Genomic DNA, 17869 nt, shown 5'->3' on the forward strand with positions numbered 1-17869 from the left:
GCGGTCGTGGGTTTTGCCACGCCGCGCGCGTAAGATGACCGGCCGCAACCCGGTGCCTGTGCCCTCCGCGCGCTGCCGTAGTTGCCGTCCGTGATCCCATGTCTACCGCTACCTCCACGCCGCGCCTCTCCCGGGAAGTGCGCGCCACCGGCCTGCTCGCGCTGCCGCTGGTCCTGGGCCATATCTCCACCGGCCTGATCTCCTTCGTCGACAACGTCATCGCGGGCCACCACGGCACCCAGACGCTGGCGGCCGTCACCATCGGCACCGCGCTGCTGTGGCTGCCGATGCTGATCCCGATCGGCACGTTGATCTCGCTCACCGCCTCGGTGTCGCAGCTGCACGGCGCGGGCCGCGAGCGCGAGATCGGCCCGCTGTTCCGCCAGGCCCTGTGGCTGGCGCTGGGGCTGGGGCTGATCATGTTCACCTTCCTCACGGTGGTGCCGCCGCTGCTGCCGGCGTTCGGCATCGCACCGGACATCGTGCCGGGCGCGACCGCGTTCCTGCACGCGGTGCGCTGGGGCGGCCCGGCGCTGACCCTGTACTTCTGCATGCGCTACCTCAGCGAAGGCATGCACTGGACGCTGCCGACCATGCTGCTGGGCTTCGGCGGCCTGCTGGTGCTGGCGCCGCTGGGCTATGTGCTGTGCTACGGCAGGCTGGGCTTCCCTGAAATGGGCGCCGAAGGCCTGGGTATCGCCTCGGCCACCATGATGTGGATCCAGGCGCTGTGTTTCGCGGGCTACCTGTGGAAGACCAAGCGGTTCGCGCATCTGGAGCTGTTCTCGCACCTGGAGCTGCCGCGCTGGTCGGCCATCTGGGACCTGCTGCGCACCGGCCTGCCGATCGGCATCACCGTACTGATGGAAGGCGGTCTGTTCATCGTGACCGCGCTGCTGATCGGCCGCCTGGGCGCGACCGAAGCGGCGTCGCACCAGATCGCCATCAACGTGGCCCAGCTGTGCTTCATGATCCCGATGGGCGTGGCCGAGGCCACCACCGTGCGCGTGGGTCATGCGGTGGGTCGCGGCAACGGGCTTGGCGTGCGCCGAGCGGCCATCGCCGGGCTGGTGATCATCCTGGGCACGCAGACGCTGTCTGCCGCGGTGTTGCTGTTCGGGCACGACGCCATCGTGGGGGTCTACACCGCCGACATGGGCGTGGCCGCGCTGGCATCGACCCTGCTGCTGTATGCGGCCGCTTTCCAGTTCCCCGACGGTATCCAGGTGTTGTCGGCCGGCGCACTGCGCGGGCTGAAGGACACCCGCGTGCCCATGTTCATCGCCATGTTCTCGTACTGGGGCCTGGGCATGCCGCTCGGCGCCGGGCTCGGCCTGGGCCTGGGCATGGGCCCGCAGGGCATGTGGCTGGGCCTCATCCTCGGTCTGACCGCCGCGGCGATCCTGATGGCGTGGCGGCTGCATGTCAGCAGCCGACGTGTCGGAAACAGCCTCACCACGGCTGCCTGACGACCCCCTGACTTGTGTCCGATGCCGGGGCCTCCGGCACCGGCTATGCTGGTACCACGGCAAGATGCCAACTGGAGTTTTCCCCATGAACCAACCCGCGCGTCGCAACCCCGTGGCCAGCTTCTTCACCGGGCTGTGGGATGTGATGAACTTTACCCGCAGGCTGATCCTCAACCTGCTGTTCTTCGGCTTCCTGTTCCTGGTGCTGGTGCTGTTCGTCATTGCGATGGGCAAGGGCGCCAGTGCCGGCAAGGCGCTGGAGGACCGCACCACGCTGGTCATTGCGCCGGAAGGCCGGCTGGTCGAACAGTTCAGTGCCGACCCGGTCAGCCGCGCGCTGGCCAAGGCCGTGGGCGACAACAGCGCCGATGAAGTGCAGCTGCGCGATCTGGTGCGCGCGCTGGAGGCGGCACGTCAGGACAAGAAGATCGAGCGCGTGGTGCTGCAGCTGGACAAGCTGCAGCCCAGTGGCTTCGCTTCGATGCGTGAAGTGGCGGCGTCGCTGCAGGAGCTGCGCGCGTCGGGCAAGCAGATCGTGGCCTACAGCGACAACATGAGCCAGTGGCAGTACCTGCTGGCCGCGCAGGCCAACGAGATCTACCTGGACCCGATGGGGGGCGTGGTGCTGGAAGGCCTGGGCCGTTACCGCCAGTATTTCCGCACCGGCCTGCAGGACAAGCTGGGCGTTGACGTGCACCTGTTCAAGGTGGGCGAGTACAAGTCCGCGGCCGAGCCGTACGTGCTGGACGCGGCGTCGCCGCAGGCCAAGGAAGCCGACCTGTTCTGGATGAACGATGTGTGGCAGCGCTACCTGGGCGATATCGCCAAGGCACGCAAGCTCGACGCCGCGCAGCTGGCCGCCGGCATCGACACCCTGCCTGAAGGCATCGCCGCTGCCGGTGGCGACCTGGCCAAGTTCGCGCTGCAGCAGAAGCTGGTGGACGGCCTGAAGACCCGCGAGGAAGTAGAGGACCTGCTGGCCGATCGCGGCGTGGCGGACGAAGACGCCGACGGCGGTTTCCGCAGCATCAACCTGGACGGTTACCTGTCCCAGCTCGACGGCCGTCGTTCGCCGGTGGATTCGCGTCCGCAGGTGGCGGTGGTGGTGGCCTCCGGCGAAATCGCCGGTGGTGACCTGCCGGCCGGCCGCGTGGGCGGCGAATCGACCTCTGCGCTGCTGCGCGAAGCGCGCGACGACAAGGACGTGAAGGCGGTGGTGCTGCGTGTGGATTCGCCCGGCGGTGAAGTGTTCGCCTCCGAGCAGATCCGTCGCGAAGTGGTCGCGCTGAAGGCCGCCGGCAAGCCGGTGGTGGTGTCGATGGGCGACCTGGCCGCCTCCGGTGGTTACTGGATCAGCATGAACGCCGATCGCATCTACGCCGACCCGTCGACCATCACCGGGTCGATCGGCATCTTCGGCATGATCCCCAACCTGTCGCGTTCGCTGGACAAGATCGGCGTGCACACCGATGGCGTGGGCACCACCCGCTTCGCCGGTGCCTTCGACATCACCCGGCCGATGGACCCGGCCGTGGGCCAGGTCATCCAGTCGGTGATCAACAAGGGCTACGCCGACTTCACTGGCAAGGTCGCCGATGCACGCAACAAGCCGGTCGAGGCCGTGGACGAAGTGGCGCGTGGCCGCGTCTGGAGTGGCGCGCAGGCCAAGGAACGCGGTCTGGTCGATGCGTTCGGTGGGTTGAAGGCCGCCGTTGCCGACGCCGCCAACCGCGCCAAGCTGGGCGGCCCGGACAAGGTGCGCGTGCGCTACATCGAGAAGCCCGCTACGCCGTTCGCACAGTTCCTCGGCGGCTTCGCCGGCTCCCATGCCGGTGCGTGGATGCTGGGCGAATCGGGCATGGCGCGGATGATGCTGGCCCGCTCGATGCCGGAAGTGGACACCCAGCTGCGCTTCGTCGAAGACGCCGCCCGCGACCCGCGCGGCAGCGCGCCCGTAAAGGCGCTGGCGTACTGCTTCTGCGGCTTCTGATAACGCACGATCACCACTTTTGGTGGTGATGCCGAACGAAGAAAAACCCGGCCGTGGCCGGGTTTTTTTTTGGTTCTTCTTCCATCTGAGGGGAGCGCGCGCGTTGAGTCAGACGCGGCTGCCGGTAGGGCGAGCGCGGGGCCTCCATACCCTTGCCTGCGACGCCGGGGGACATTTACATAGGGGCCTGCCGGTCGCGGCGGGGCCCTCGACGCTCGCGATGAACATGATCGAAGACCAAGCACCAAGCTTCTACTCAGGGGTGATCTACCGGCCCGATTCGGCGTCGTCCGCAGCACTGGTATCCGGCGCCTTCTCCAGCGTGTCGCGGGCAGCCTTGGCTTTGTCCAGCGGCTGCTGCATGGCGTCGCGCAGCGCGGTGGCCTGCGGCTCCGGCGGTTTGTCCGGGGCCGGGGGCACGGGGCGGCTGCAGCCGCTCAACGCGAGCAGGCCCACCAACGGCAGGGCAATACGAATGAACATGGCAACCTCGCAGGCACAGCCCAAGGGAAGCGCAGTGTCGCACCGCTGCTCCACCCGATGTGTGATGGCGTGCGCCACACCCGCATGCGGGCTATCCTGCCCGCAGCGCAGGGCACGGTGCCCTGCACACGGTGACGGGGCAGTGCCCCACGGCAGGAGAAACAGGTGAGCGCGCAGCGTTGGCGACTGGATGGACAGACCGCATTGATCACCGGTGCCAGTGCCGGGATTGGCCTTGCGATCGCCCGCGAACTGTTGGGCTTCGGTGCCGACCTGCTGATCGTCGGCCGCGATGCCGACGCACTGGAGGTGGCCCGCGATGAGCTGGCCGACGCCTTCCCCGACCGCGAGATCCATGGGCTGTCGGCGGACGTGTCCGATGACGAGGACCGCCGCGAGATCCTGGATTGGGTGGAAGACCACAGCGACGGGCTGCACCTGCTGATCAACAATGCCGGCGGCAACATCAGCAAGCCGGCCACCGAATACACCGAAGACGAATGGCGCGGAATCTTCGAGACCAACCTGTTCTCGGCCTTTGAACTGTCGCGTTACGCGCATCCGCTGCTGGCGCGGCACGCCGCGTCGGCCATCGTCAACGTGGGCAGCGTGTCCGGCCTGACCCATGTGCGCAGTGGCGCGGTCTACGGCATGACCAAGGCGGCCATGCACCAGATGACCCGCAACCTGGCGGTGGAGTGGGCCGAGGACGGCATCCGCGTCAACGCGGTAGCACCGTGGTACATCCGTACCCGGCGGACCTCTGGTCCCTTGTCGGACCCGGACTACTACGAGCAGGTGATCGATCGCACGCCGATGCGCCGTATTGGTGAGCCCGAGGAAGTGGCTGCCGCCGTGGGCTTCCTGTGCCTGCCGGCGGCCAGCTACGTCACCGGCGAATGCATCGCCGTGGACGGCGGGTTTCTAAGGTACGGGTTCTAACCCGTAACGGGTAGGTGCGGACCGTTGGTCCGCACGCGCTATTGCGGCACGGCGCAATTGCTGTCCGACAGTACCGCCTGCAGGCGCGTACGCTCGGTGCTGGCGGCGGCCAGGCTGTCCGGCGATGCGAAGCGCTCGCGGCCGCGGGCGTCGCGGAAGCGTTGCTGCCAGGCGCTGCAGCGCTGATCCTCGGGCAGCGGTTGGCAATCGTCGCGGATCACTTCGCAGCTGGCCGCATTGACCGGTGTCACGCCCCCCAACCCGGTGACCGACATCAGCTCGCAATGCGGCGGCGCCGGCTCACGCTCGTGCAGGTAGCGGCCGCCATCGCGGCCCTGGCACTGGTAGATGTCCGGCAACGGGGGCTTGTCCGACGCACCGGTCGTGCTGACATCGCCAGGCTTGGGCAGGGTGGCACTGTCGAGGATCGCGGTGCCGGCGGGAGTCTGGTAGGCCTCGGAGATCATGCGTTCCATCGGCTGCGCCTTGCCCGGCACCTGCGGCGGCAGCGCGGCCGGCGCGGGGCGCTGCACTGGCGGTGCCGGCGCTGCGGGTGGCGTGGGCGTGGCGCTGGTGGACACCGACACTTCCGTGCGCGAAGGGGCTGCATCCATGCGCTGGATGACCTGGTGGCTGCCGGCCGGACAGGGCTTGCCCTGCACCGTCACGTTGTCGTCCGCATCGGTGCAGCGGAACACGATCGCGTCGTCGGCCATCGCCGGAAACGCCACGCACAGCAACAGGAGCCACCAGGGTTTCATTGGCGCAGGATACAACGGGACCGCTACCGGCAGTCGCGATCCAGCCGTGCATCGATGCCGCGCTGCTCGCGGTTGATGGCGTCGCGCTCGCCCTGCAGCGCGTTGTTGTAGCGACGACCGAGTTCCCAGCGGCGGTCGCGCAGGATCGAACAGACCTCGTTGGCCGGCAGCGCGTGGCACTGGTCGCGGACCAGCACGTTGCCGGCGGGAATCACCACGTCCTGGTAGGTGCCTGGATACGCAGAGCCCTCGCTCTGCCACTGCGAGCTGCCACCGCCGACCGTCAGGCTGCCGCCCACCCGCGAGCCGCCGCCGGAGACCGTGAGCGAGCCGCCGCTGGACGCCACCGAGCCACTGCCGCTGCCCATCGGCATGATCGGCGGCAGCGGGCGTGGCCCGGAATGACCGCCGCCGTGACCGCCGCCGGCCCCGCGGCCGGGCAGCCAGGCGCTGGTCCACACCGATACCCAGCGTGGATTGCCTTCGCTGGTATCGCTGGTATAGCGGCTCCCATCGTCGCGGATGCATTCGTAGATGGGTTGCGGCGGTTGCACGTGGACGTAGCGCACCTCACGTTCGGCCGGTGCCGCCGCGGGCGTGGCCGGGTCGCGGTCGCTGCGCACGACCCGCGGCGCAGGATCGCGCGGGCGTTGCATCTCGCGCACTTCCTGGCGTCCGTCGCGGCAGGGGGCGTCCTGCAGCGACACGGTCCCAGTGCTGCCTACGCAGCGATAGATGCGCACGCTGCCTGTGTCCTGGGCAGCGAGCGGCGCGCTGCCACACAGCAGCAACAGGATCAGCCAGGGAGCAGTGGGTCGGCGCATGGGGCCAGTGTGCGGCTTTGCCGGCGCGCGCGCAAAAGCAGCGCGCGCTGCCGCTCAGGTACGCAGGACCTGGCCGCTCAGCGCATCGCGGATCGGCGTGGGCTGCGCCAGGCCGCCGGTGGCTCCATCGATCAGGCCGTCCAGCAGGGGCAGCAGCGCCGGATCGAGTTCGGCACGGGTGCGTGCCGGTGGCTTGCCTGCCAGGTTGGCACTGGTGGAGACCAGTGGGCCGCCCCACGCGCGGCAGAGTGCGGCCACCAGCGGGTGGGCACTGATCCGCACCGCGATGCCGCTGTGTTCGCCGGTGATCCAGCGCGGCGCGCGCGGGCCGGCCGGCAGGATCCAGGTATGCGCGCCCGGCCAACTGGCCAGCACATCGGTCTGGCGCTCGGGCGGCAACGCGTGCAGCCGCACCCAGTCGTCCAGCTGGGACAGGTCGGCGGCGACCAGGATCATGCCTTTCTCGATCGGTCGCTGCTTGAGCCGCAGCAGTTTCATCACCGCCGCCTCATGGCCGGGATCGCAGCCCAGGCCCCAGACCGCTTCGGTGGGATACGCGATCACCCCGCCGGCGCGCAGCGCGGGCAGGGCGGTGTCCAGGGTGAGTTCGTTCATGACGGCAGCCGGTCCAGCATGGGCCTGCATTATCCGCCCGCGCCGCACGGCACCGCTACTGCGGGCCGCGGACCGGCAATCCCTCAGACTTTCTTCGCCACGGTCTTCTTGGCGGCTTTCTTGGTGGTCTTCTTGGCCGCCGCCTTCTTGGTGGCTTTCTTGGCCGGTGCCTTTTTCGCCGCGGCCTTCTTCACCGGTTCAGCGGCTTCCCTCTTCACCGCGGCCTTCTTCACCGCCTTCTTCGCCACGACCTTCTTGGCGGCCTTCTTGCCGAAGCCCTTGCGCACCGGCTTGCCGGTTTCTTCCATGAACTGCTGCACTTCGGCGAAGGTCAGCGAGGCGGGCTCGCGGTCCTTGGGAATCTTGCCGTTCATCTTGCCGTCGCTCAGGTACGGGCCGAAGCGGCCGTTCAGCACCTGGATTTCGCTGCCCTCGAATTCCTTGATGATCCGGTTGCGTGCGATCTCTTCCTTCTCCTCGATCAGGAACACCGCGCGGGCCAGATCGATGGTGTAGGGGTCGTCTTCCTTCTTCAGCGAGGCGTAGGTGCTGCCGCGCTTGGCGAACGGGCCGAAGCGGCCGATGCCCACGCTGACATCCTCGCCCTTGTCCTCACCCAGCGCGCGCGGCATCAGGAACAGCTCCAGCGCGTCTTCCAGGTTGATGGTGTGCATCGACTGGCCGGGACGCAGCGAGGCGAACTTGGGCTTGTCCTCGGCGTCCTCGGCGGTGCTGCCGATGGCCGCGTAGGGCCCGAAGCGACCCAGGCGCACGCTCACCGGCTTGCCGGTCTTGGGGTCGGTGCCCAGCTCGCGGGCACCGCTGGCCTCGGCGCGATCGACCGATTCCTTCTTCTCTTCCACCAGCCGGTTGAACGGTTCCCAGAAGCGGGCCATCAACGGAATCCAGTCTTCCTCACCGCGCGACACCGCATCCAGCTCGTCTTCGAGCTTGGCGGTGAAGTCGTAGTCCACGTACTGGGTGAAGTGGCTGGACAGGAACTTGGAGACCGCGCGGCCCACGTCGGACGGGCGGAAGCTGCGACCTTCCATCTCCACGTACTTGCGGAACAGCAGGGTCTGGATGATCGACGAATAGGTCGACGGACGGCCGATGCCATATTCTTCCAGCGCCTTCACCAGCGCCGCTTCGGTGAAGCGCGGCGGCGGCTGGGTGAAGTGCTGATCGGCCACGATGCGGTCCAGCGGCACGCGGTCGCCCGGCTGCATCGCCGGCAGCTTGCGGCCTTCGTCGTCATCCTCGGCGCTCTTGTTGTCCTTGCCTTCTTCGTAGACGGCAAGGAAGCCGGGCACCACCACGGTGGTGCCGCTGGCCCGGAACACGTGCTCGCTGCCGGCCGAGAGGTCCACGCTGACGGTGTTGAGCGTGGCCGGAATCATCTGGCTGGCCACCGCGCGCTTCCAGATCAGCTCGTACAGCTTGCGCTCGTCGTCGGTCAGGTAACGCGAGACCTGCGCCGGCGTGCGCAGTGCCGAGGTCGGGCGCACGGCTTCATGCGCTTCCTGGGCGTTCTTGGACTTGGTCTGGTAGGTGTTCGGCTTGTCCGGCAGCGCGGCAATGCCGTAGTCGCGTGCGATCACGTCGCGGATCTCGGCCAGCGCGTCCTGTGACAGGTTGACCGAGTCGGTACGCATGTACGAGATCAGGCCCACGGTGCCTTCTTCGTCGCCGATCGCCACGCCTTCATACAGCTTCTGCGCCACCTGCATGGTCTTGCGGGTGGTGAAGCCCAGCTTGCGCGAGGCTTCCTGCTGCAGCGTGGAGGTGGTGAACGGGGCCGCCGGGCGCCGCTTGCGCTCCTTGCTGGCCACGTCGGTGACGTGCAGGTTGCCCTGCGCGGCCTGCTGGATGCGCAGGCGGGCGGCCTCGGCGGTGTCGCCGTCGGTCACGGTGAACTGTTCGAACTTCTGACCGTCCAGCTTGATCAGGCGGGCATTGAAGTGCTGCGACGGGTGCGCGCACGCCGCGTCGATGCTCCAGTATTCGCGGGCGATGAAGGCTTCGATCTCTTCCTCGCGCTCCACGATCATGCGCAGCGCCGGGCTCTGCACGCGGCCGGCGGACAGCCCGCGCTGCACCTTGCGCCACAGCACCGGGGACAGGTTGAAGCCCACCAGGTAGTCCAGCGCGCGGCGCGCCTGCTGGGCGTCGACGAGGTCGCTGGCGATCTCGCGCGGCTGGCTCATGGCTTCCTTGATGGCGCGCGGGGTGATCTCGGTGAAGACCACGCGCTGCATCGGCTTGTCCTTGACCAGCCCGCGTTCCTTCAGGATCTCGGCGATGTGCCAGCTGATCGCTTCCCCCTCGCGATCCGGATCGGTCGCCAGGAAGATGTCGTCGGCGGTCTTGGCCGCCTTGGCGATCGCGTCGACGTGCTTCTCGTTCTTGTCGATCAGGTCGTAGCGCATCGCGAAGTTGTTGTCGGGGTCGACCGCGCCTTCCTTCGGGACCAGATCGCGCACATGCCCATACGAGGCCAGGACGGTGAAGTCCTTGCCGAGGTATTTGTTGATCGTCTTGGCCTTGGCGGGCGATTCGACGATGAGCAGGTGCTTGGGCATGTCTATTGAATTCTGTGGGCAGCAGCCCGGGAGAGGGCGCTAGGGTGGAGCAAATGGCCGCATTAGTGAAGGGCGGGCGTCGAATTCCATACGCTGAACGCCCGGTTATGCGCCGGGCGTTCAGTTTTTGCGCCTTGTAGAGGAATCACGCCGGAGCCGCTTGTGTCAAGCGGCCCTGTGTGAGGACCGGTCAGGACATGGACGCGGCGATGACCCCGAACATGGCGATCATCAGGCCGATCAGGCCCACGGTGAGCAGGCCGGCGATCACCAGGATCACGACGGTCGCCGTCCCGAGTTCGTGCCGCTGCAGGTGCGACTGCTCGGTGAAGGCCCAGCGGTCCACCACGACGGTGTCGCAGATCATGTCGTGCAGGGTCTGCTTGCGGTCGGTGAATGCGGCCATCAGATAGCCGATGCACAGGATCAGCCCGCTGAGCATGGCCGCGAAGTACCGGCCAATGGCGCGCAGCACACTGATGCGCTCACCATCGGAACGCACCACCTTGATCCCGACCACCATCTTGCCCAGCGTGGCGCCGCCCTTCGATGAGTGGAATGCAGCGTAATAGGCCACGCCGATGCCGATACCGAGCAGCATGCCCACGCCCTGCGCGGCCATCTCGATGGCCGAACCGCTGGAGCCGCCGCTGGACATCGCGACCCCCAGCACTGCGCCGATGATGCCGCCGACGATTGCCGAGGTCACGGTCAACAACACGTAGTCGACCAGGTAGGCGGCGACGCGCTTCCAGAACCCGGCATAGACCACTTCGCCGCCGCTGACCACGGACGAGCCGTAGCTGCCGGTAGCGCCCGGGGCGGTATAGGGCGAGTAGGTGCCCCCACCGGTGCCCGGCAATGGCGCGGTGCCGTTATCGATGGCGGTGTAGTCACCGCGCAGGTCGAAGCCACTGCCCAGGTTGCTGGCGGCGCTGGTCAGGTTCTGCAGCTGCAGCTCTTCCACCGCTTCGGACAGCGCCTTCCACTCCCCGTAGCCCTCGCGCCATACCAGCGTGGTCAGGCTGATTTCCCCGCGCTGGAAGCGCTGGCGCAGTTCTTCAGCCATCAACGGACCCTGACGGTCCTGGCCATCGGCGTAATACCACTCAGTCATTGCGTACTTCCCCTTTTCATCCGTAATTTGAAGTGCGGCTCAGCCGCGGCACTGCGCCGGCATGTACTCGCTGTCGGCGTCACTGCTGCAGGTCCATTCCTGGCGTTCAATGTCGTATTCGTACCACAGCATCTTGCCGTCCAGGGCGCGCTTGCCGGGCATGGAGAATTCAATTTCCACGCCGCACTTGCCTTCGCCGAAGCGACCGATGCGCACCGCACTCACGCCGTCGTTGGCGTAGGCATCAGAACTCAGGAAGCCGTCATCGCCATTGACCGGGCAACGGTTGTTCTCCTGGGCGAACACGGCCACCTGTGTCTTCAGCGGCGACAGGGTGCTCACCGCATTGACCAGTCTGGCGCGGTCGATGTACCCCTGGTAAGCGGGAATGGCAATGGCCGCCAGGATGGCGAATACCACCACGCACACCCCGGCCACGACCAGGCCGATGATCAGGCAACCGGAGGTCTTCTTCGGTGGGGGCGCGGCGGGGCGGGGATAGGACGGCCGCGGCGGCGCGGCAGGCTCCCGGGTCGGTACGTCGAAGCCCGGAATGCGCGGCGGCGCCGGGGCGACCGGCTCGACGATGGGGGGCGGGTTGAACTCCACCTCCGGGGCGGCACCCGTTGGCGGCGGCGGTGCGATCACCAGGCCGACCTCGTCGGCCACGCTGCGCAGTGGCTGCCACTGCGCCATGCCGTCGCGCCACACCAGCGTATCCAGCGCGATCCGGCTGGACTGGTACAGCGCAATCAACTCCTCAGACGTCAGCGGCCCACGCTGCTGACGGTTTCCTTCTGCATAGAACCACTGGCCCACGGTCCGCTCCTGAATGCGCTGGGCACTCAGTGTACGTTTAGTGAAGGGGTTCCGGTTCGTCCACGAACATTTGTGTTTCCATCCAGGCATAGGCCGCCTCGGCGCCCGGCTGGTTGAACAGCACCATCAGCACCACCCACTTGAGGTCGTCCAGGTCCAGTTCGTCCTGGTCCAGGGCCATGGCACGGTCCAGCACCAGCTCGCGCTGGTTGGCGTCCAGGATGCCGTGCTGCTCCAGGAACATCAGGAAACCGCGGCCTTCCACGTCAAGCTTGTCCAGCTCCGGGCCGTGGAAAATACGCACCGGGCCGTCAACGCGGGCCAGGGTGACGGCCGGGCGCTGTTCGGCCAAGGCATCGAGCCAGTCGAAGGCCTTGTTGATCTCGGTGGGGCTGAAGCCGGCCTGTATCAGGCTGTTCTGGAGGGTGTCGCGGTCGCGGACGATGTCCGCGTCTTCGCTGAAATAGTGTTCAAACAGGTACAACAGGACGTCCAGAATGCTCTCTTTCATTGCCCCTCGGCCTGCGTCATCGACGCTGTGGAGGTGAAGAAACTAGGGTTTTCGACAGTAGCGGCCATGGTTGGCGACCACCTTTCCATCCAGTTCCATGATCAGAAGCATGGCCGACAGCCGGGCCGCCGTCAATCCGCTGCGCTGGATCAATGAATCCATACAGGTTGGGTTGTCGTCCAGCGATTTCCACAAGCGCTGGTAGTCCGGGTCGGAGGAAGGCGGGACGCGTCCGCGTACTGTCCGTGCCTGTTCAGTGGGGGCGTCCAGGCGCGAACGCAAGTCCTTGCCCAGGCTGGCGGCCAGTCCGGCCAGGCCTTGGATCACCTCGTCGGGGTGTTCCACCAGCTGTGCACCCTCGCGGATAAGCCGGTGGCAGCCGCGGGCGCGCGGGTTGCGCACGGAGCCCGGCAGGGCGAAGACCTCCCGTCCGGCCTCGGCGGCCAGGCGGGCGGTGATCAGTGCGCCCGAACGCATCGCCGCCTCGATCACCAGGGTGCCCAGGGTCAGGCCGGCGACGATGCGGTTGCGGGCCGGAAACTGCCCGGGACGCGCCTGGGTGCCAGGTGGGTACTCGCTGACCACCGCACCGCGCGCGGCGATGCGGGCGTGCAGCGCCGCGTGCTGGGGCGGGTACGTCAGGTCAAGGCCCGTGGCCACCACCGCCACGGTGCGCCCGTCGGCGATCCCCAGCGCGGCCTGGTGGGCACGGGCATCAACGCCGGTGGCCAACCCGCTGACCACGCATAGCCCGCTGCGGGCCAGGCCGCCGGCGAACTCGCCGGCGAGCTCGGCACCACTGGGGGAGGGCGTGCGGCTGCCGACCACTGCTACACCGGGGTGCCACAGGGCGGTTGGGTCGCCCTGCACGAACAGGGCCAGCGGGGCCTGGTCCACGCGGGTCAGCAGGCTGGGGTAGTCATCGGATCCGATGGCCAGCAGGTGCCGGTCCGGCTGCGCCAGCCAGTGCAGGCCGTGGGCCAGGGTGGCGCGGTCGGGCAGGGCCAGCAGGGCCCGCTGTTCGGTGTTGCATCCCGCGGCGCGCCAGGCGCTGGGGCCGGCGCGCAGGGCCAGGGCGGGATCGTCGAAACCGGCCAGCAGGGCGCGTCGAGGGGCCAGCGCACCGCCGGCCAGGACCAGGCGCAGCAGCGCCTCGGTGGAGGAGGGCAGGTCGTCGGGCATCTGCTCAGGCTAGCCCGGATACAACGACGGCGCCCTGGGGCGCCGTCGTGGTGTTGCGTCAGATTGCGTACCGACCCACGGTCGGTACCTGCCGCGTTGCGGGGTCGGCGTTGCCGACCCGTGCGATTACTGCGCGTCGGGGTGCTTGGCCGAATAGCCCACCAGCACCGGCTTCACGCCCTGCATCACCAGCGCATAGCTGACCTTGTCGAAGGTGCGGAACACCATCGCGTGGGCAGCGTACTCATCCGGCAGCGAGACGCGGCCGGCACCCGTGGTGAGCGAGTCGTCCATCCGCGAGGAGTTCGGATACTCCATGCGGTGGGCGACATGCCGACCCTGGCGCCACAGCGAGACCACGGTCCCGTTGTCGATGCCGTTGGCGCTGCCGGCCGAGATCGCGATCACATCGCGCGGGCCGCCGGCCAGGTACATGTCCGTCACCGCCAGCACGCGCATGTCCAGGCCTTCGGTCTGGGCGGCGGGTGCGTGCGGGAAGAACTGCAGGTCGTACGGGTTGGCCTCGACCGGCACCAGGCGGTCGCCGGCGCGCACTTCGCGCCCGTCGACCTGGCCCTGCAGCGCCAGCGTGGTCACTTCCGACTTGCCGTCCGGCAGCTTCACCACGGTGCCCACGTTCAGCTGGGACAGTTCGTAGCCCAGCATCTCGTTGCGCTTGCTCGGCGCGGCCACGAAGTTCTTCCACAGGTTGCCGCTGCCCGGCGTGACATCACCGCTGGCGGTCAGGTCCTCGGTGGGCTTGGGCAGCGAGTAGCGCACGGTGGTGCGGACCACCGCCCAGCGCTGGCCGACTTCCGCACCGTCCAGGCCCCGCACATAGGCGGTCTGCCCGGTGGTGGCGCGCAGGCGGTTGTCTTCCAGGGCGACCACGTAGGGCAGCGACTTGATGTCGTCCACCACGCTGAGCTGCTTCAGGAAGGGCTCGACCTGGTCCAGCGGGATCGCGTTGATCGGGGCGTCCTGGCGCGGGCCGGGCTGGGCCACGACGCGGTCCAGGTAGGCCAGGCTCAGCACGTCACCCGGGTAGATCAGGTGCGGATTCTTGACCTGCGGGTTGGCCTGCCAGATTTCTGGCCACAACCACGGCTTTTTAAGGAAGCGCGCGGAAATATCCCACAAGGTGTCGCCCTTCTGGACGACATAGGTTTCCGGGTGCCCGCCATTCACTTCAACGGCGGTAGCATAGGTAGCGACGGTCAGCATCGCGACGGCGACGACCGTACGAGTTCTTTCAAACATAGGTGTGGTGCCTGATTCCCCAACAGGTTCGAGCACTATAGTCCAGAAACCGGGGCGCAAGGCAAGCGTTGGCGATAGAATTGCGACCTACGCCGCTTTACTGGCGCTCCCCAACGGTATTTGCCATGGCTATCCTGCCCATTCTCGAGTTCCCGGACCCGCGCCTGCGCACCAAGGCCGCGTTGATCGACGCCGCCGAAGTGACCACGCCGGCCTTCCAGCAACTGATCGACAACATGTTCCACACCATGTACGACGCCCCCGGCATCGGCCTGGCCGCGTCGCAGGTGGATGTCCACAAGCGCTTCATGGTCATCGACGTCAGTGAGGAGAAGGACACCCCGCGGGTGTTCATCAACCCGGAGATCGTCGCCAACGATGGCGGCCAGGTCTACCAGGAAGGCTGCCTGTCGGTGCCGGGCATCTTTGCCGACGTCACCCGCGCCAACAGCATCACCGTGCGCTTCCTGGATCGCCAGGGCGTGGCCCAGGAGCTGACCACCGACGGCGTGCTGGCGGTATGCATCCAGCATGAGATGGACCACCTGGACGGCAAGCTGTTCATCGACTACCTCTCGCCGCTCAAGCGCGAGATGGTCCGCAAGAAACTGGCCAAGCAGCGCAAGCACGTTGCCTGACCTGGCCGCGGGCGCGGTGGCGCGGCCTGGCCGCACGCCGCGACCGCCTGCTCGGCGCCGACCCCCGGCGCCGTTTTTCTTTCTGCAAGTGGGAGCGCCATGAAGATTGTCTTTGCCGGTACGCCGGAGTTCGCCGTCTCGTCGCTGCGCGCTGCCGCGCGCCACCATGAGGTGGTGGCCGTGTACACCCAGCCGGACCGTCCGGCCGGCCGTGGCCGCGGGCTCGCGCCCTCGCCGGTGAAGCTGGAAGCCATCGCGCGCGGCATCCCGGTGTTCCAGCCCGAATCGCTGAAGACCCCTGACGCCCAGCAGCAGCTGCGCGACCTGCAGCCGGACCTGATGGTGGTGGTGGCCTACGGGCTCATCCTGCCCAAGGCGGTGCTGGCCATCCCGACCCACGGCTGCTGGAACGTGCACGCCTCGCTGCTGCCGCGCTGGCGCGGTGCCGCGCCGATCCAGCGCGCGATCCAGGCCGGCGATACCGATACCGGCGTATGCCTGATGCAGATGGAGGCCGGGCTGGACACCGGGCCGGTGCTGCTGCGCCAGCACACCCCGATCCAGGCCGGCGAACTGGGCGGATCGCTGCACGACCGCCTGGCCGAACTGGGGGCGCAGGTCCTGTCCGACGGCCTGGGCCTGCTGCGCGCCGGCCTCAAGCCGATCGCCCAGCCACAGCCGGAGCAGGGCGTGACCTACGCCCACAAGCTGGACAAGGCCGAGGCGCGGCTGGACTGGAGCCATGACGCCCAGGCGCTGGAGCGCACCGTGCGCGCCTTCAACCCGTGGCCGATCGCCGAGGCCCAGCTGGCCGGGGAGCGCGTGCGCATCCATGGTGCCGTGGCGCTGGCCGACAACCAGGGCAAAGCCCCGGGCACGCTGCTGGCCGCCGGCCGCGAGGGCATCGACATCGCCTGCGGGCAGGGCGCGCTGCGCCTGCGCGTGCTGCAGCGCGAAGGCGGCAAGGCAATCACCGCCGCCGACTACCTCAATGCCCGCCGCGACCTGACCGTGGGCGCCTGAGATGGCCCATCCGCGCCAGGAAAAACAGGCCCCGACCCGCGCCCCGCTGGCCCCGGGCGTTCCGACCCGGGTACTCGCCGCACGCGTGCTGGCCCAGGTGATCGGCCGCGGCCGCTCGCTGAAGGCCGAACTGGCCACCGCCCTGCCGACCCTGGACGACAGCCGGGACCGCGCGCTGCTGGAGGCCCTGTGCTTTGCCGTGCTGCGCCGCCGGACCGCCTACGACGCCGCACTGGCCAAGTGGATGGAGCGCCCGCTGAGCGTGCGCGAGGATGAACTGCGCGCGCTGCTGCTGGTGGGGTTTGCGCAGCTCGACGTGCTGGAGCTGCCGGCGCATGCCGCGCTCTCGGCCACGGTCGATGCCGCGCGCGCGCTGGGTCGCGAACGCCAGGCCGGCATGGTCAACGCGCTGCTGCGCCGTTGCCAGCGCGAAGGCATTCCGCCGCTGCCGGCACGCGAGGCGTTCCCGCAGTGGCTGGCCGAGATGATCGAGCAGGACTGGCCGGAGCAGGCCGAGAGCGTGTTCGCCGCCAGCCTGCAGGCCGCGCCGCTGTGGCTGCGGGTCAACCGCCACCAGGCCAGCCGCGAAGCGCTGCTGGCGCAGCTGGAGGCGGCCGGTATTGCCGCCGAGGCCTCCGAACTGTGCGCCGATGCGATCCGCCTGCCGGTACCGGTGGCGGTGTCGTCACTGCCCGGTTTCGCCGAGGGCGCGCTGTCGGTGCAGGATCTGTCCGCCCAGCAGGTGGCCGATGCGCTGGCCGTGCCCAAGGGCGCGCGCGTGCTCGACGCCTGCGCGGCACCGGGTGGCAAGGCGGCCCATCTGCTCGAACGTGACCCCAGCCTGCAGCTGCTGGCGCTGGATATCGATCCGCGCCGACTCAAGCGGATCAGCGAGACCTTCGCGCGTACCGGCGTGGGCGAACACGCGCAGGTCCGCGCGGCCGATGCGACCGATCCGGCCAGCTGGTGGGATGGGCAGCCGTTCGATGTGATCCTGCTCGATGCCCCCTGTTCGGCCACCGGCATCATCCGCCGCCAGCCGGACGTGCTGCTGCATCGCCGGGCGACCGACATCGAGGCCCTGGTGGCCGTCCAGGCACGCCTGCTCGACGCCTGCTTCAGCATGCTCGCACCCGGCGGCACCCTGCTGTACGCGACATGCTCGATCCTGCGCGAGGAAAACCAGTTCCAGGTCGAAGCCTTCCTGCAACGCACGCGGGGCGCGGGGTTCCTGCCATTGGGTGACGCCTTCGGCCACGATTCGTGGGCCGGCCGCCAACGCCTGCCCGGCGAGAACGATGCTGACGGCTTCTTCTATGCGCGTCTGCTAAAGAAGGGGTAGTCCCAGACCGTTAGAATCGCGCCCATGCTGAAGACACGCGCGTCCCGAGAATTCTGGTTGCTTGCCCTGATGGCCCTGCTGGTACTTGGGGCCGGCCTGGGCATGCGCGATCCGTGGCCCTCCGACGAGCCGCGCTTCGCGCTGGTGGCCAAGCAGATGGTGTTGAGCGGGGACTGGCTGTTCCCGCACCGCGGTACCGAGCTGTATTCGGACAAGCCGCCGATGCTGATGTGGATCCAGGCCACGCTGTACACCGTGCTGGGCGACTGGCGGGTGGCGTTCCTGCTGCCCTCGCTGCTGGCCGCGCTGGG

General features: G+C 68.2%; 16 protein-coding genes and 1 pseudogene. 7 read left to right on the forward strand and 10 right to left on the reverse strand.

All coding sequences use genetic code 11. The annotated features are described in order from the left end of the window. Nucleotides 1–98: 98 nt before the first annotated feature. On the forward strand, nt 99–1469 hold the full coding sequence (locus RT456_RS07235) for an MATE family efflux transporter (protein ID WP_313344480.1): 1371 nt from the start codon (nt 99–101) through the stop codon (nt 1467–1469). An 85-nt stretch (nt 1470–1554) separates the two neighbouring features. Further along, complete coding sequence (sppA, locus tag RT456_RS07240; protein WP_313344483.1) at nt 1555–3459, forward strand: signal peptide peptidase SppA; 1905 nt, start codon at nt 1555–1557, stop codon at nt 3457–3459. A 267-nt stretch (nt 3460–3726) separates the two neighbouring features. Here sppA and RT456_RS07245 read toward each other — a convergent pair whose 3' ends face one another. Beyond that, complete coding sequence (locus RT456_RS07245) at nt 3727–3942, reverse strand: hypothetical protein (protein WP_313344486.1); 216 nt, start codon at nt 3940–3942, stop codon at nt 3727–3729. Between the two features lie 165 nt (nt 3943–4107). Here RT456_RS07245 and RT456_RS07250 point away from each other — a divergent pair, with 165 nt between their 5' ends. Continuing rightward, the gene (locus RT456_RS07250; protein ID WP_313344489.1) at nt 4108–4884 is read left to right on the forward strand and encodes an SDR family oxidoreductase; all 777 of its coding nucleotides are present in this window, start codon (nt 4108–4110) and stop codon (nt 4882–4884) included. A 38-nt stretch (nt 4885–4922) separates the two neighbouring features. Here RT456_RS07250 and RT456_RS07255 read toward each other — a convergent pair whose 3' ends face one another. From RT456_RS07255 to RT456_RS07295, 9 genes are all read right to left on the reverse strand, one after another. Next, complete coding sequence (locus RT456_RS07255; protein ID WP_313344492.1) at nt 4923–5645, reverse strand: hypothetical protein; 723 nt, start codon at nt 5643–5645, stop codon at nt 4923–4925. 23 nt (nt 5646–5668) lie between these two features. After that, nucleotides 5669–6469 (reverse strand): DUF4124 domain-containing protein, encoded by an 801-nt coding sequence (locus RT456_RS07260; RefSeq protein ID WP_313344495.1) that lies wholly within the window; start codon nt 6467–6469, stop codon nt 5669–5671. Between the two features lie 54 nt (nt 6470–6523). Continuing rightward, nucleotides 6524–7114: a Sua5/YciO/YrdC/YwlC family protein gene (locus tag RT456_RS07265; RefSeq protein WP_313344498.1), complete on the reverse strand. Its 591-nt coding sequence runs from the start codon at nt 7112–7114 to the stop codon at nt 6524–6526. Nucleotides 7115–7167: 53 nt separating this feature from the next. Next, nucleotides 7168–9666, reverse strand: a complete 2499-nt coding sequence (locus tag RT456_RS07270) for a DNA topoisomerase I (protein WP_313344500.1) — start codon at nt 9664–9666, stop codon at nt 7168–7170. A gap of 190 nt (nt 9667–9856) precedes the next feature. Then, nucleotides 9857–10783 (reverse strand): RDD family protein, encoded by a 927-nt coding sequence (locus RT456_RS07275; RefSeq protein WP_313344503.1) that lies wholly within the window; start codon nt 10781–10783, stop codon nt 9857–9859. Nucleotides 10784–10822: 39 nt separating this feature from the next. Further along, entirely contained in the window at nt 10823–11602 is a 780-nt protein-coding gene (locus tag RT456_RS07280; RefSeq protein WP_313344505.1) for a GYF domain-containing protein, read from the reverse strand. Between the two features lie 37 nt (nt 11603–11639). Continuing rightward, nucleotides 11640–12113 (reverse strand): DUF494 family protein, encoded by a 474-nt coding sequence (locus RT456_RS07285; RefSeq protein WP_313344508.1) that lies wholly within the window; start codon nt 12111–12113, stop codon nt 11640–11642. 42 nt (nt 12114–12155) lie between these two features. Next, nucleotides 12156–13295, reverse strand: coding sequence for a DNA-processing protein DprA (gene dprA, locus RT456_RS07290; RefSeq protein WP_313344510.1), 1140 nt, complete (start codon nt 13293–13295; stop codon nt 12156–12158). 126 nt (nt 13296–13421) lie between these two features. Next, nucleotides 13422–14555 (reverse strand): LysM peptidoglycan-binding domain-containing protein, encoded by a 1134-nt coding sequence (locus tag RT456_RS07295; RefSeq protein ID WP_313344513.1) that lies wholly within the window; start codon nt 14553–14555, stop codon nt 13422–13424. 125 nt (nt 14556–14680) lie between these two features. Here RT456_RS07295 and def point away from each other — a divergent pair, with 125 nt between their 5' ends. The 4 genes and pseudogenes from def to RT456_RS07315 form a co-directional block, all read left to right on the forward strand. Further along, nucleotides 14681–15193, forward strand: a complete 513-nt coding sequence (gene def / locus RT456_RS07300; RefSeq protein WP_313344515.1) for a peptide deformylase — start codon at nt 14681–14683, stop codon at nt 15191–15193. A gap of 99 nt (nt 15194–15292) precedes the next feature. Further along, nucleotides 15293–16216, forward strand: coding sequence for a methionyl-tRNA formyltransferase (gene fmt, locus RT456_RS07305; protein ID WP_313344518.1), 924 nt, complete (start codon nt 15293–15295; stop codon nt 16214–16216). Between the two features lies 1 nt (nt 16217). Beyond that, the gene (gene rsmB, locus RT456_RS07310) at nt 16218–17558 is read left to right on the forward strand and encodes a 16S rRNA (cytosine(967)-C(5))-methyltransferase RsmB (protein ID WP_313344520.1); all 1341 of its coding nucleotides are present in this window, start codon (nt 16218–16220) and stop codon (nt 17556–17558) included. A 24-nt stretch (nt 17559–17582) separates the two neighbouring features. Beyond that, nucleotides 17583–17869 (forward strand): annotated as a pseudogene (locus tag RT456_RS07315) (dolichyl-phosphate-mannose--protein mannosyltransferase); the annotation flags it as partial.

This window comes from Stenotrophomonas sp., from assembly GCF_032099025.1.
In the GTDB taxonomy this organism is placed as follows: domain Bacteria; phylum Pseudomonadota; class Gammaproteobacteria; order Xanthomonadales; family Xanthomonadaceae; genus Stenotrophomonas.

Excerpts from the sequence above, each read along its gene's own strand:
- def (WP_313344515.1), top strand. The coding sequence starts at position 14,681 with ATGGCTATCCTGCCCATTCTCGAGTTCCCGGACCCGCGCCTGCGCACC.
- RT456_RS07245 (WP_313344486.1), bottom strand. The coding sequence starts at position 3,942 with ATGTTCATTCGTATTGCCCTGCCGTTGGTGGGCCTGCTCGCGTTGAGC.
- RT456_RS07275 (WP_313344503.1), bottom strand. The coding sequence starts at position 10,783 with ATGACTGAGTGGTATTACGCCGATGGCCAGGACCGTCAGGGTCCGTTG.
- RT456_RS07260 (WP_313344495.1), bottom strand. The coding sequence starts at position 6,469 with ATGCGCCGACCCACTGCTCCCTGGCTGATCCTGTTGCTGCTGTGTGGC.
- dprA (WP_313344510.1), bottom strand. The coding sequence starts at position 13,295 with ATGCCCGACGACCTGCCCTCCTCCACCGAGGCGCTGCTGCGCCTGGTC.
- rsmB (WP_313344520.1), top strand. The coding sequence starts at position 16,218 with ATGGCCCATCCGCGCCAGGAAAAACAGGCCCCGACCCGCGCCCCGCTG.
- RT456_RS07265 (WP_313344498.1), bottom strand. The coding sequence starts at position 7,114 with ATGCAGGCCCATGCTGGACCGGCTGCCGTCATGAACGAACTCACCCTG.
- RT456_RS07235 (WP_313344480.1), top strand. The coding sequence starts at position 99 with ATGTCTACCGCTACCTCCACGCCGCGCCTCTCCCGGGAAGTGCGCGCC.
- RT456_RS07295 (WP_313344513.1), bottom strand. The coding sequence starts at position 14,555 with ATGTTTGAAAGAACTCGTACGGTCGTCGCCGTCGCGATGCTGACCGTC.
- sppA (WP_313344483.1), top strand. The coding sequence starts at position 1,555 with ATGAACCAACCCGCGCGTCGCAACCCCGTGGCCAGCTTCTTCACCGGG.
- RT456_RS07285 (WP_313344508.1), bottom strand. The coding sequence starts at position 12,113 with ATGAAAGAGAGCATTCTGGACGTCCTGTTGTACCTGTTTGAACACTAT.
- fmt (WP_313344518.1), top strand. The coding sequence starts at position 15,293 with ATGAAGATTGTCTTTGCCGGTACGCCGGAGTTCGCCGTCTCGTCGCTG.
- RT456_RS07270 (WP_313344500.1), bottom strand. The coding sequence starts at position 9,666 with ATGCCCAAGCACCTGCTCATCGTCGAATCGCCCGCCAAGGCCAAGACG.
- RT456_RS07255 (WP_313344492.1), bottom strand. The coding sequence starts at position 5,645 with ATGAAACCCTGGTGGCTCCTGTTGCTGTGCGTGGCGTTTCCGGCGATG.